Source organism: Brevibacillus sp. SIMBA_040, from assembly GCF_046535075.1.
GTDB lineage: Bacteria > Bacillota > Bacilli > Brevibacillales > Brevibacillaceae > Brevibacillus.
In genome coordinates, this window is sequence record NZ_JAWRXI010000006.1 from 240,014 (window position 1) to 254,274 (window position 14,261).

General features: G+C 48.8%; 11 protein-coding genes. 10 read left to right on the forward strand and 1 reads right to left on the reverse strand.

Annotated features, from left to right (window positions below; translation table 11 throughout):
• Positions 1–45 precede the first annotated feature (45 nt).
• The 10 genes from SB752_RS12605 (at position 46) to pyrG (ending at position 13,314) form a co-directional block, all read left to right on the forward strand.
• Positions 46–585 (forward strand): sigma-70 family RNA polymerase sigma factor, encoded by a 540-nt coding sequence (locus SB752_RS12605; protein ID WP_410715984.1) that lies wholly within the window; start codon positions 46–48, stop codon positions 583–585.
• On the forward strand, positions 579–1,655 hold the full coding sequence (locus tag SB752_RS12610) for a hypothetical protein (RefSeq protein ID WP_410715985.1): 1,077 nt from the start codon (positions 579–581) through the stop codon (positions 1,653–1,655). The genes SB752_RS12605 and SB752_RS12610 overlap by 7 nt, the downstream gene beginning before the upstream one ends.
• Before the next feature lie 166 nt (positions 1,656–1,821).
• Positions 1,822–3,000 (forward strand): acetyl-CoA C-acetyltransferase, encoded by a 1,179-nt coding sequence (locus SB752_RS12615; RefSeq protein ID WP_410715986.1) that lies wholly within the window; start codon positions 1,822–1,824, stop codon positions 2,998–3,000.
• 13 nt (positions 3,001–3,013) lie between these two features.
• Positions 3,014–3,865, forward strand: a complete 852-nt coding sequence (locus SB752_RS12620; protein ID WP_410715987.1) for a 3-hydroxybutyryl-CoA dehydrogenase — start codon at positions 3,014–3,016, stop codon at positions 3,863–3,865.
• Positions 3,866–3,896: 31 nt separating this feature from the next.
• A complete protein-coding gene (locus SB752_RS12625; RefSeq protein WP_289140554.1) occupies positions 3,897–5,039 on the forward strand; it encodes an acyl-CoA dehydrogenase in 1,143 nt (380 codons plus the stop codon).
• Positions 5,040–5,107: 68 nt separating this feature from the next.
• Complete coding sequence (locus tag SB752_RS12630) at positions 5,108–6,250, forward strand: acyl-CoA dehydrogenase (protein ID WP_410715988.1); 1,143 nt, start codon at positions 5,108–5,110, stop codon at positions 6,248–6,250.
• Between the two features lie 206 nt (positions 6,251–6,456).
• A complete protein-coding gene (locus SB752_RS12635) occupies positions 6,457–7,089 on the forward strand; it encodes a TetR/AcrR family transcriptional regulator (RefSeq protein WP_410715989.1) in 633 nt (210 codons plus the stop codon).
• A gap of 78 nt (positions 7,090–7,167) precedes the next feature.
• Positions 7,168–10,419 carry a fused isobutyryl-CoA mutase/GTPase IcmF gene (gene icmF / locus SB752_RS12640; protein ID WP_410715990.1) on the forward strand — a complete coding sequence of 1,084 codons (3,252 nt, stop codon included), beginning with the start codon at positions 7,168–7,170 and terminating at the stop codon, positions 10,417–10,419.
• A gap of 417 nt (positions 10,420–10,836) precedes the next feature.
• Positions 10,837–11,394 carry a DNA-directed RNA polymerase subunit delta gene (gene rpoE / locus SB752_RS12645; RefSeq protein ID WP_410715991.1) on the forward strand — a complete coding sequence of 186 codons (558 nt, stop codon included), beginning with the start codon at positions 10,837–10,839 and terminating at the stop codon, positions 11,392–11,394.
• A gap of 318 nt (positions 11,395–11,712) precedes the next feature.
• Positions 11,713–13,314: a CTP synthase gene (pyrG, locus tag SB752_RS12650; protein ID WP_410715992.1), complete on the forward strand. Its 1,602-nt coding sequence runs from the start codon at positions 11,713–11,715 to the stop codon at positions 13,312–13,314.
• A gap of 58 nt (positions 13,315–13,372) precedes the next feature.
• Here the strand turns inward: pyrG and SB752_RS12655 are convergent, their stop codons facing one another.
• Positions 13,373–14,167: a lipid II flippase Amj family protein gene (locus tag SB752_RS12655; RefSeq protein WP_410715993.1), complete on the reverse strand. Its 795-nt coding sequence runs from the start codon at positions 14,165–14,167 to the stop codon at positions 13,373–13,375.
• Positions 14,168–14,261 lie beyond the last annotated feature (94 nt).

The following is a 14,261-nucleotide window of genomic DNA, read 5'->3' on the forward strand; positions in this document are numbered from 1 at the left end:
AGTGTAAGAAATGCTGCGCTGCTGGATCAAAAAGATTGGAGGGGAGTGAGAAGGCTGGAACTGGCACAAAATCAGTTGGACAAAACGAAGGAAGCGCTATTTGAAGAAGTGATGCAGGTCTATCTGAAAAAGGTTTTGCGGCTCGTCTATCTGATCGTCAAAGACCGGAGCAGCGCAGAAGATATTACGCAGGAAGTGTTCCTGAAAGCATACAAAAACTTGGGCAGCTTTCGCGAAGAGAGCTCGATGCAGACCTGGATCTACCGGATTGCTGTGAATGAAGCGAGGAAGCATCAGCGTTCTTGGTCTTTTCGCCATTTATTTTATAAACCGGATGTGGATGCAGGAATCGTAGAGGGCACCGAGGCGGCTGTGATTCAGTCGGATCATCGAATTCGTTTCGCGCGAATAGTGATGGAATTGCCGAGCAGCTATCGGCAGCTCATTATCCTTCACTACTACGAAGAGTTGACCGCTGAAGAAGTAGCAGACATTCTGGGCATTACGACAGGTGCGGTATACACCAAGCTGCATCGCGCACGTCAAAAACTGAAGGAACGGCTGGAGAAGGAGGGAGCATGGTGAAGCTGGAGAAAATGCTGGAGGAATTTAAAGAAACAGCGGACCAAACGCTGCTGCGTGACATACAAGATACGACGAAGCTAGAACAGCGAATTCGCCAGAAAATGAATGCCAGTCGCAACAAGAAACGTCCCTATCTCGCCTACACGGTATGTGCGGCTGTTGCCATTGCCATGCTCTTTGTCGGGGCTGCTCCTTTTTTCAAACAAAACGAAGCAGTCGGTGGTGGTGGCCAGGCAACCTCCGTCCCACCTGTTGCTATTCCATCTGACCAAGCGATTATGCAAAAAGTACAGGAATTGAAAAGCGTGCTGCACATTGATCTGCCGCAGGACCGAGTAACAGAGCTGCTTTCGACACCAGACCATGTAGCAAGTGAAAACGGTGGGAGCGGGGATGATGGAGCAGATGAATATTGGGAGTACTCTCTTTTCAGCAAAATGGGGTATGTGTCATCACCGAAATCTATGATTATGATTGACGAGGAAGGATTGCTAAATAGGGACACAGGCATTTCAGTAAATATTGGCTGGGAGGACAAAAAGCTCCTTTGGTATTCGTTGATTTATCCCCAGGGGAAAGATCTTTATTTATACAAAATGAACAGCAACGGAACTGTTTCGGAAAGCAGAATATTGGAATCTCAACCCACACCATCGATACTCGATCTGTCGCCAGAAGAAGAGGAGCTATATTTCAGCTACATGGATAAGAAAAAAGACGAGATTTTACGCGATATGACTATAGAACAAATCTTGAAAATGTATATAAGAGCACAGCAAGACGGAGACCTCGAGATGCAATACGCCTTGCACATCCAGGATGAAGAATACGAGAAGCCGACTCTGGAACAATTTTTAAGCGACGTGAAAAAAGATCCGATCGGTGCAGAAAACACCATGAGACATGTGAAAATGCTCCGGGAGCAGACGGATACGCTGGAGTACCAGTGGACCGATAAAACGGAAGGTATCGTCTGGATGAAGTTCAAAGATAACCGTAAAAAATTAGGATACCGCATGATCCATAACAAGAAGCGCGTCTGGAAAGTAAGCTGGATGCCGATCCAATAATACAAGCAGCCTGACAAGCAGGAAAAGTCAGGCTGTTCTTTTTTTCGTAATTCATTGACTAATTGAGAACAAGACGGCAAAATGTAAATATACAAAAATGAGCGAACGCTCGATCAATTCAATTTTCGTTGATGAGCTATTCTGCAGCAGAATGGAGGGTCATTCGATGAAGACAGTGATTGTGGGGGCAGCACGTACCCCGTTCGGTAAGTTTGGAGGGTCATTGAAAGCTTTGTCTGCTGTAGATTTGGGAGCAGTAGTGATCAAGGAAGCACTGGAGCGCTCCGGTGTTTCGGGGGATCAGGTGGACGAGGTCATCATGGGCATGGTCGTACAGGCAGGAGCGGGTCAGGTTCCATCGCGTCAGGCCGCCAGAAAAGCGGGACTGCCTTGGGATGTAGCGAGCGAGACAATCAACAAGGTATGTGCCTCCGGTATGCGAGCCGTTACGATGGGAGATCAGATCATCCGTGCAGGAGATGGCGAGATTATCGTCGCAGGTGGCATGGAAAGCATGAGCAACGCGCCTTATGCCCTTCCAGATGCTCGTTACGGGATGCGGATGGGAGACGCGACAGTTCGTGATCTGATGATGCACGACGGGCTTACATGTCCGTTTGATCAGGTGCCGATGGCGGTTCACGGCAGCAATGTGGCAGAAGAGTATGAAATCACTCGTGAGGCTCAGGATGAGTGGGCACTCCGCAGCCAGCAGCGAACGGCACAGGCGGTTGCCAGTGGGCGCTTTGACGAAGAGATTGTAGCAGTATCGATTCCCCAGCGAAAAGGCGAGCCAGTGCAGGTCACTAAAGATGAGGGACCGCGTCCGGATACAACAATGGAGGGACTGGCCAAGCTGCCGCCAGTTTATAAAAAGGACGGAACGATTACGGCGGGCAATGCACCCGGGATTAATGATGGTGCAGCAGCGATGGTGTTGATGTCCGATGCCAAAGCAGAGGAGCTCGGGATCAAGCCTCTTGCAACAATCCTCGGACATGCACAGGTAGGGGCAGAAGCTCCTTATATTGCGACAACTCCAGGCCTCGCCATCAACAAGCTTTTGGAAAAGACGGGAATCTCCCTCGATAAAATTGACTTGTTTGAGGTCAATGAGGCGTTTGCAGCAGTGACGCTGACAAGCGGAAAAATCGTTGGATGGGATGATGAAAAAGTAAATGTAAACGGGGGAGCGATCGCGCTCGGTCACCCGATCGGAGCGAGTGGAGCGCGGATTATCATGCACCTCGCGTATGAGCTGAAAAGACGCGGTGGCGGTTTGGGCATCGCAGCGATATGCAGTGGAGCGGCACAGGGTGACGCTATCCTGATTAAAGTGGAGTAGGGAGGCCTTTTTCATGAACGTACAAACGATTATGGTCATCGGAGCGGGACAAATGGGCAGCGGTATCGCTCAAGTAGCAGCGCAGGCAGGCTTTCGGGTATATCTGAATGATATCCGACAAGAATTCGTCGAGCGCGGTCTGGCTACGATCACAGGCAATCTTTCACGCAACGTGGAAAAAGGCAAGCTCAGTGAAGAGGAAAAACAAGCGATTCTCTCTCGTCTCGTTTTGTCGACTGATTTGGCTGATGGCCGGCGTGTAGATTTTGTAGTAGAGGCCGTTACCGAAAACATGGCTGTCAAAACGCAAATTTTCACCAAGCTCGATGAAGTATGCCCACCGCATACTGTCCTTGCGAGCAACACCTCCTCGTTGCCTATTACCGAAATTGCGGCTGTAACCACACGTCCTGAAAAGGTAATCGGAATGCACTTCATGAACCCAGTTCCGGTGATGAAGCTGGTCGAAATTATTCGAGGATTGCAAACAGCGGACGAGGTTTACCAGCTTACTGAGGATCTATCCAAGCAGATGGGCAAAGTCCCTGTCAGCGTGAACGACTTCCCAGGATTTGTCTCTAACCGCGTGCTGATGCCGATGATCAATGAAGCGATCTACTGCGTATATGAAGGCGTTGCGACCCCAGAGGCGATTGACGAAGTGATGAAGCTGGGGATGAATCATCCGATGGGCCCGCTCAAGCTCGCTGATTTTATCGGTCTGGACACATGCCTTTACATCATGGAGGTCCTGCATGAAGGATTTGCGGACTCCAAATACCGCCCATGCCCACTATTGCGAAAATATGTGAAAGCAGGCTGGCTCGGTAAAAAATCCGGTCGTGGTTTCTACGCGTACAACTAACAGAGAAATTCGTATGAAAGGTAGGACAGACATGGATTTCCGATTGAACGAAGAACAAGAAATGATGCGACGCATGGTGCGCGATTTTGCCCAAAAGGAGATAGCGCCCTTCGTCCCGGTAATGGAGGAAACGGATCAATTCCCTCGCCACATTATTAAGAAGATGGGCGAAATGGGGCTGATGGGAATTCCGATCGCCGAGGAATGGGGCGGAGCAGGGGCGGACTTTATCTCCTACATTTTAGCGATTCACGAGATATCCAAGGTAAGTGCAACCGTAGGCGTGATTTTGTCTGTGCACACCTCGGTAGGTACGAATCCGATTCTTTATTTCGGGACTGACGAGCAGAAGAAAAAATACATGCCAAAGCTGGCAGGCGGAGAATATCTCGGGGCTTTCGCGCTCACGGAGCCTCACGCTGGCTCGGATGCGAGCAGTATACGGACGACTGCCGTCAGACAAGGTGATGAGTACATCCTCAACGGAAACAAGGTGTTTATCACAAACGGCGGCGAGGCAGATACGTATATCGCGTTTGCTGTAACAGATTCCACCAAAGGAACAAAAGGAATTTCTGCCTTTATCGTGGAAAAGGATACACCAGGATTTTCCGTTGGGAAAAAAGAAAAGAAAATGGGCCTGCACGGCTCCTATACAACAGAGCTGGTTTTCGACAATGCACGTGTACCTGCCGCTAATCTGCTGGGCGATGAAGGAGAAGGCTTTTGCATCGCCATGGCTAATCTGGACTCAGGCCGAATCGGGATTGCCGCACAAGCGTTGGGAATTGCCGAGGCAGCAGTGCAATACGCCACGGAGTATGCAAAAGAGCGCAAGCAATTCGGTCAAGCAATCGGCAAACAGCAAGCAATCGGCTTCAAGCTTGCGGATATGGCAACAAAGGCGGAGGTAGCCCGCCTGTTGGTCTATCGTGCAGCATGGCTCAGAAGTCAAGGCATTTCCTGCGGGATGGAAGCGTCCATGGCCAAGCGCTTTGCGACGGATACCGCGATGGAGCTGGCGACGGAGGCTGTGCAAATCTTTGGAGGCTATGGCTACACGAGGGAATACCCGGTGGAACGGTTGTTCCGCGATGCCAAGGTTACCCAAATATATGAAGGCACCAACGAAATTCAGCGTATTGTGATCGCCAAGCATTTGCTTGCTGACTAATAGTGCAAAGTCCGGCAGGGGCATTTCCAGAGACGGACTTGCGAACAGCACATGGGGGAGTGATAGATATGAATTTCCAACTGACTGAAGAACATGACATGATGCGAAAAATGATCCGCGACTTTGCCGAGACCCAAGTGGCTCCGACAGCAGCGGAACGTGATGAGGAAGAGCGTTTTGACCGTTCCATTTTCGAACAGATGGCAGAGCTTGGACTGACCGGTATTCCATGGCCGGAAGAGTACGGCGGGGCAGGCGCTGACTATTTGAGCTACGTCATTGCAGTGGAAGAACTCTCCCGTGTGGATGCCTCGATTGGCGTGACTTTGTCCGCACAGGTTTCATTGGCTAGCTGGCCAATCTACAAGTTTGGTACGGAGGAGCAGAAGCAAAAGTTTCTGCGTCCGCTGGCAGAAGGAAAGAAAATGGGTGCATACTGTTTGACGGAGCCAGGTTCTGGTTCTGATTCGGCTGGAATGCGCACGACTGCGGTACTAGATGGAGATCACTACGTATTAAACGGTAGCAAAATCTTCATTACCAACGCAGGCGAAGCGGAAATCTACATCGTTTTTGCCGTTACCAGTCCTGAGCTGAAGCACAAAGGAATCACAGCCTTTATCGTGGAAAAAGGCATGGACGGCTTTACGATGGGGAAAAAAGAAAAGAAATTGGGCATTCGCTCCTCGCCAACACTCGCAGTCAATTTTGACAACGTTCGCGTGCCAGTAGAAAACATGCTGGGCGAAGAAGGCCAAGGCTTCAAGATCGCGATGATGACCCTGGATGGAGGACGAAACGGAATCGCAGCACAAGCATTGGGAATTGCTCAGGGAGCATTCGAGCATGCACGTGATTATGCCAAAGAACGCAAACAGTTTGGCAAACCAATCGCTGCACTGCAGGCTATTCAGTTTAAGCTGGCGGATATGGCGACCAAAATCGAGGCGTCGCGTCTGCTTACGTACCAAGCTGCTTGGTTGGAGGATCAAGGCTTGCCGTACGGAAAAGCTTCTGCGATGTCCAAAGTTTTCGCAGGGGATACGGCGATGGAAGTCACAACCGAGGCTGTGCAAGTATTTGGTGGCTACGGCTACACGCGTGAATATCCGGTGGAACGCTTCATGCGGGATGCAAAAATCACCCAAATCTATGAAGGAACCAACGAAATTCAGCGTGTTGTTATTAGCAATTACTTGCTGAAAGAATAGAATCGCCATGATATAAAATGCGGTAGTAAAAAGTTTATTGGCGGTAAACGGTTTTTCTGTGGATAGGAACGGGAAAAGAAAGGTTTGGCATTGGGCTCTTACTCGCGTATAATGGTTCCGAAACGATACTGAGTAGAGTGTTTGCGCCTTTCTTTTCCATAAGGTGTCTGACCAAACGCTCAGTCGGTTGGAAAGGTGGATTTATTGTGTCCGAAAAAAGAAAAACCATACCGTCCCTAGTAAAGGACCCTAAGCTGATTGAAAAACGACGGGAACAGATTATTGAGGCTGCCGTTCATCTCTTTATTCATAAAGGCTTCCATAAAACGACGACGAGAGAGATTGCTCGGGCGTCTGGTTTTAGTATCGGGACTTTATACGAATATATCGAGTCAAAAGAAGATGTTCTCTATCTCGTATGCGATGCGATCCATGCGGAGATGGAAACTCGTTTGCGTGAAGCGATTAACTTTAACGGAACGGGTCTGAAGATTTTAAAGCTCGCACTGAAGAGCCTCATTTGTGTGATGGATCAGATGAGCGACCGCGTATTGCTCATTTATCAAGAATCCAAATCACTTCCAAAAGAAACGCTTCGCTATGTGCTGGGGCGTGAGGAAGAAATTTCGCATATTTTTGTGGAGATCCTGCATCGGGGGATTGCTGATGGATCACTGCGCATTGATGAAAAGCATGTCAAGCTGATGGCTGACAATATCATGGTGCTGGGTGAGATGTGGGTATTCCGCCGCTGGGCGCTGCACAAGCACTATTCATTAGAGGAGTACACCGAGAAGCAGATCACGCTGTTGCTTCGTGAAATCAGTGTCTCCGAATGAATAGAAAACGTTTAAGGTAGCCTCGATAGAGGTTTTCTTAACTGCTTTTCTAAAAAGATTCTCGGGGAGAGTGGAACGATGGAAACCGAAGTGTATCGTCCGCAAAACAAGGTTCGTTTTGTGACCGCAGCCAGCTTGTATGACGGTCATGACGCCTCGATCAATATTATGCGTCGCATTTTGCAATCATCTGGAGTGGAAGTGATCCATTTGGGTCATAACCGCTCTGTTGACGACATCGTGACGGCTGCCATACAAGAGGATGTGCAAGGAATTGCCATCAGCTCGTATCAGGGTGGTCATGTGGAGTATTTTAAGTACATTATTGATCTGTTGCGCGAGCGAGGAGCTGAACACATCCGCGTATTTGGTGGCGGAGGCGGTGTCATCGTTCCACGCGAGATTCGAGAACTCGAGGAATACGGAGTCTGTAAAATCTATTCACCTGATGATGGCAGACATCTAGGTCTGCAAGGCATGATAAATGATATGATTCGTAAGTCTGACTTCCCTACCGTCAAGCAGCTTGGCGCTGAGGTTGCAGGGCTGCAAGAGCAAAATCACCAGGCGATAGCCCGGCTTATTTCCGTTGCGGAATATGCAGTTGATCAGGCAGAATGGGCCGAGCCGCTCAAAAACAGTCTGAGTGAACCAGAAGCCACTATCCCTGTACTCGGGATTACAGGTACGGGCGGTGCAGGAAAAAGCTCGCTTACCGATGAACTGGTTCGCCGTTTTGTTCGCACCTATGCAGATAAGACGGTCGCGATTTTGTCTGTCGATCCGTCCAAGCAAAAATCCGGTGGGGCATTGCTTGGCGATCGTATCCGCATGAATGCCAATACCACACCACGCGTCTATATGCGCAGTTTAGCTACACGCAAATCGGGAATGGAGCTGTCCGCAGCAGTGAAGGACGCAATCCGGGTAGCACGTGCGGCTCATTTTGATCTGATTATTGTAGAGACGAGCGGGATCGGTCAGGGAGATGCGCAAGTAACGGAAGTGTGCGATGTCTCCATGTACGTGATGACCAGCGAATTCGGTGCCCCTTCTCAGCTTGAAAAAATCGACATGCTCGACTTTGCCGATTTGATTGCGATTAACAAGTTTGAACGCAAAGGCTCGGAGGATGCTCTGCGGGAGGTACGCAAGCAGTATCGCCGCAACCATCAGCTGTTTGAGCTTCCAGACGAAAAGGTGCCTGTATACGGTACGATTGCCAGCCAGTTCAACGATCCTGGAACCAATGTATTGTTCGCGGCATTGATGCATCGAATCGTCGAGAAAACCGGTGTGGAATGGGCTGTTGACGGTCTAGATACGAACCCTGTAAAAATTCATAAAACTTCGTTGATTCCGACAGAAAGAATCAACTATTTGCAAGAGATAGCCAATACAGTTCGCAACTATCGTCTATACGCAGAAGAACAGTCTGCCATTGCACGCAAGCTGTTCCAGTTGCATGGAGCAAAGGACACGCTGCTCGCCTCAGGAGATTCTGCTGCAGCTGAAGTGGTAAGCGTACTTGAGAAGCAGATTACATTGTTCGAAGAAAAGCTCCATCCCGAATGCAAGCGTATTCTTGAAAACTGGCCAAAGCTAAAGGAAGCATACAAGCAAGATCAGTTCGTCACCAAAATCCGCGACAAGGAAATCGTCACCAAGCTGTTCAGCGAGTCCTTATCAGGTACCCGTATATCCAAAGTGGCTGTTCCTGACTATCAGGACTGGGGCGAGCTGCTGAAATGGTCATTAAAAGAAAATGTCCCAGGGGAGTTTCCTTACACAGCAGGTGTCTTTCCGTTCAAACGGGAAGGAGAGGACCCGAAGCGGCAGTTTGCTGGTGAGGGCACTCCAGAGCGGACGAATCGACGCTTCCATTTCCTGTCGCAAAATGACGAGGCGAAGCGACTCAGTACAGCCTTTGACTCGGTCACCCTTTACGGGGAAGACCCGGATTATCGTCCTGACATTTACGGGAAAATCGGTACGAGCGGCGTAAGCATTTGTACGTTGGATGACATGAAAAAGCTGTATGCAGGCTTTGACCTGTGCGCGCCGAGCACTTCTGTATCCATGACGATCAATGGACCGGCGCCGATGATATTGGCGATGTTCATGAATACGGCGATCGAGCAGCAAGTAGAGGCATTTGTTCAACGCGAGGGGCGTCAGCCTAGCGAGGAAGAGAGCGCCAAAATTAAAGCGTATACGCTCTCGACTGTCCGTGGAACGGTGCAAGCCGACATCCTCAAGGAAGATCAGGGACAAAACACGTGCATTTTCTCCACCGAGTTTGCCTTGCGCATGATGGGGGATATCCAGCAGTATTTCATCGACCAGAAGGTACGCAATTACTACTCTGTCTCCATCTCTGGCTACCACATCGCAGAAGCAGGAGCCAATCCGATTACGCAGCTGGCGTTTACGCTGTCCAACGGCTTTACGTACGTGGAGTATTATTTGAGCCGTGGTATGCACATCGATGACTTTGCGCCGAATCTGTCCTTTTTCTTCTCCAATGGACTTGATCCTGAGTACACGGTCATCGGTCGGGTAGCTCGCCGTATTTGGGCTACCGTGATGAAAAATCGATACGGCGGCAATGATCGCAGTCAAAAGCTGAAATATCACATCCAGACCTCCGGGCGTTCTCTGCACGCGCAGGAGATGGATTTCAACGATATCAGAACGACGCTGCAAGCCCTGGTAGCGATTTATGACAACTGCAACTCTCTTCATACCAACGCGTACGATGAAGCGATCACGACCCCGACAGAGAACTCTGTGCGCCGTGCAATGGCGATTCAGATGATCATCAACAAAGAGATGGGTCTCGCGAAAAATGAAAATCCACTGCAAGGTGCATTTATCATCGATGAGCTGACTGATCTGGTTGAAGAAGCGGTCATGCAGGAGTTTGAGCGCATCAGCTCTCGTGGTGGCGTTCTGGGTGCGATGGAGACACAATACCAGCGCGGCAAAATCCAGGATGAGTCTATGTATTATGAGATGAAAAAGCATACAGGTGAGTTGCCGATTATCGGGGTGAACACCTTTATTAATCCAAACGCATCTGAGGACGATTATGAGATCGAGCTGGCTCGTGCGACAGAAGACGAAAAGGAGCAGCAGATTCTCAATCTCCGAGCGTTCCAGGAGAGCAACCGTGACAAGTCACAGGTAGCCTTGCGCAAACTGCAGGAAGTGGCGATGGCAGGCGGCAACATCTTTGCGGAGCTGATGGAGACGGTGAAGGTAGCGTCTCTGGGACAAATAAGTGCAGCCTTGTACGAAGTAGGCGGACAATACCGCAGAAATATGTAAATAGTAATCCCTCGGTAGAGCTGCCGAGGGATTGTTTGCTGACGCGCTTGTTTAGTTGTTTGCGTGTTGATTTTTTACTTGTTCTGTGTGCTCTTCTGATTTTCCGAGGGGAACGCTTAAACATAGCCAGGCAGTGTCTTTTATCTGCTTTTCGTCCCCTTTCCTGTATACATAAAGATGATACAGGGAATGGGAAAAAACGGGAAGAGAATGGGTGTCGATAATAAATGGACCGCCCCTGTTTGAAAGCCTTGCATTTTCGTCTAAAATAAGGAATACTGTATGATAGCCTTCGTATGTTGTACAATCGAAGAATCCGCTATTATTCCTGTTTACCTATACAAAACCTGCGTCTCTTGATTGTGGCGAGGACTGTATTGAAGCCAATAGTTTTCTAATGGAAAGGACGTGCCCTGAGTGAGTCAATTGTTTGCTCATATTGATTCCGAGAAACTGAGTGAGATGGCATTGGTTGATATTGCGTATGAAATCTTGCGTGAAACCAATCGTACCTACAACTTCCGCGAGCTGATGGATGAACTTGTTACCCTCCGTAAGATGACAAACGAACAACTCATGGCTATCATCGCTCAAGTATACACAGAAATTAATATTGATGGTCGTTTCGTTTGTCTTGGTGACAATGTCTGGGGCTTGAAGCGTTGGTACCCGACTGATACCGTTGATGAAACACAAGAAGGCGGCGGAACCAAGAAGAAGAAAGTGGTTCTGGACGACGATTTCGATGACTACGATGCCGAAGATGAAGGCGTTGAAGAATTCGAAGAAGACGATGTTGTCATTTTTGAAGAAGAAGATGATTTCGTTGATGAGGACGCTGAGATCGAGGAAGAAGAGATTGATGGCGAGATCGACGAAGAAGAGATAGAAGAAGAGGAAGAAATCTTTGAAGACGAAGAGATAGAAGAGGAGGATTCGGCTAACGACGTCGAAGAGGATGAAGAGAAATTATAAGTCCTTGACTTCCGCTTGAGGGACAGATAAAATACTCCTTGGGCTTCACATGAAGAAGTTTAAATAAGGGAAACTATAAAACAAAAGTGCCCCTACCCCATGTCTGCACGGGATAGGACTCGCTTTTGTTTTTCTTTTTTTGGGAGCCGTCTTTATTCGTTTTTTTTTTCGTGTAGAAAAGTGGTGTGCGAAGCCATTTGCATCTGGCATCACTGCGGTAAAACCTTCCGCAAAAACGCGGTCGCTTCTTCTTGAGTAGGCCACGATCAAGGTTTTTTCACTAAAACAAAAGGGTTAGGGAAAGAGGGGACGTTAACGATGACGAAGTATATTTTTGTGACAGGCGGGGTCGTATCCTCGTTAGGAAAAGGAATTACAGCGGCTTCTCTGGGCCGACTCCTGAAGAATCGGGGACTGAAGGTAACCATCCAGAAATTTGACCCATACATCAACGTTGACCCGGGTACGATGAGCCCGTATCAGCACGGGGAAGTATTCGTTACGGATGACGGTGCGGAAACAGATCTGGATTTGGGCCACTACGAGCGTTTCATTGATATCAATCTGAGTGCTAACTCCAACGTAACGAGTGGTAAAATTTACTCCACTGTCATCGCAAAAGAGCGTCGTGGTGACTATTTGGGCGGAACGGTTCAAGTTATTCCTCATATTACCAACGAGATCAAGGACCGGGTATTCCGCGCTGGCCGCGAAACGGGAGCAGATGTAGTTATTACAGAGATTGGTGGAACTGTTGGCGATATCGAGAGCTTGCCAGTACTCGAAGCAATCCGTCAAATCAAGAGCGACATCGGCCGTGAGAACGTTATGTACATTCACGTGACCTTGGTTCCTTACATCAAGGCTGCAGGTGAAATGAAAACAAAACCAACTCAGCACAGCGTGAAGGAATTGCGCAGCCTGGGTATCCAACCAACCGTCATCGTTACACGTACAGAACAACCTATGACGCAAGAGATGAAAGACAAGCTTGCTCTGTTCTGTGACATCGACAAAAACGCTGTTATTGAGTGTGTGGATGCAGAGACGCTTTATGATGTTCCCCTTCAATTGCAAGCACAAGGCTTGGATGATTACGTATGCCGCCATCTCGGCCTGACCTGCCACGAAGCAGATATGACCGAATGGAAAGCACTCGTTAGCAAGATCAAAAACCTGTCCAAAACAACAACTATCGCAATCGTTGGTAAGTATGTAGAGCTGCATGACGCTTATTTGTCTGTTGCAGAAGCACTGTACCATGCTGGATATGCCAATGATTCTAACGTAGAAATCAAATGGGTAAGCGCAGAAGAAGTAACGCCAGAAAACGTAGGCGAACTGCTCGGTGATGTAAACGGAATTCTCGTACCAGGTGGCTTCGGTGATCGCGGTATTGAGGGCAAAATCATCGCTACGCGTTATGCTCGTGAAAATAAAGTACCTTTCTTCGGTATTTGCCTGGGTATGCAAATTGCTGTTATCGAATACGCTCGCCACGTTGCAGGTATGGACGGAGCAAACAGCTCCGAAATCAACCCAAGCACACCGTTCCCGGTTATCGATCTGCTGCCTGAGCAAAAGGAAATCGAGGACAAGGGCGGAACCATGCGTCTTGGCGTTGGTCCTTCCAAAGTGGAAGAAGGCAGCCTGACTGCACAAGCTTACGGCAGTACATTAGTATATGAGCGTCATCGTCATCGTTATGAAGTGAACAACGAGTACCGTGAACAATTGGTGGAGCAAGGCCTTCGCATCGCGGGTACTACACCAGATGGACGTTTGGTAGAAATCGTGGAGGTTCCAGACCACCCTTGGTTCCTGGCTACACAGTTCCACCCGGAATTTACTTCTCGTCCAAACCGCCCACAACCGTTGTTCCGTGATTTTGTAAAAGCTTCCCTGAACCTGAACAAATAAATGGAATGATAAAATATGCACCAGCGACCGAGCGTCGTTGGTGCGTTTTCTCTGTTACCTAGTGAAAAAGGGGAGCGAGCCAAGCCACCCAATACGCTGCTGGAACCAGCAGAATTTGCGCCAATATCGTGCCAAAAAAGCGAGAGATCATCAGCCAAAGGTACATATTGCGTATGGATTCATGTGTAGCTTGTCCCTGCATGGCTTTTTCGGTTAAAAGAGCTACCTGGGGGTCTACCAGAATGGTCATGAAAATGGTAGCGAATCCGTTGATCATCCCAGACGACATCAATACCGTTGCTTTGTAGTCCGGTACCAGAAGAATGGCGTAGAGGCTTGCGAGCACGCTGCTTGTGTAAACGGCTGTTCCCAGTGCATTGAGAAGCAGAAGCCGTTTCGGGATTCCTTGGATACGAAAGCGTGAGATAAACTCCAGGTTAGGGATACGGACATGATGGCGAACGCTCTTGATACTATCTACCGTCACAGCTGTGCGCAGCATTTGCGGAATCGACCCAGCAAGCTCCAGATGCGAAATCAATCGCTTGGAGAGCTGAACAAAGGTCGGGAACAAAAAAATAGCCGCCAGTGTGCCCAGAGAGGATGCAGCGATGATCAAGTGGAGCTTCATACTTGGATCTGTATGAGAGATAGCCGCCTGGTCCATCAAGCCGCCAGTGAATGGTCCTTGAATCAGGTTGGAGGTTCGCGATATCAGCAGGACGATCCCGACGAGTGACAAGGCAACAGCCAATCTGCCCGTCAAAACTCCTGCAAAACGGATTCCGTAGGACAGGGTCTCTGTTGTGTGAATAATGAATGTTAACAAACAGATCAGCCATAAAACATCCATAAGAGTATGTAACACTCCTCGCTCAAGCTGAAAAATGGTATTCCTATTATACAGTAAGTGATTGAAGTGGGAAAATTTCAACGTGGTCCGGCAG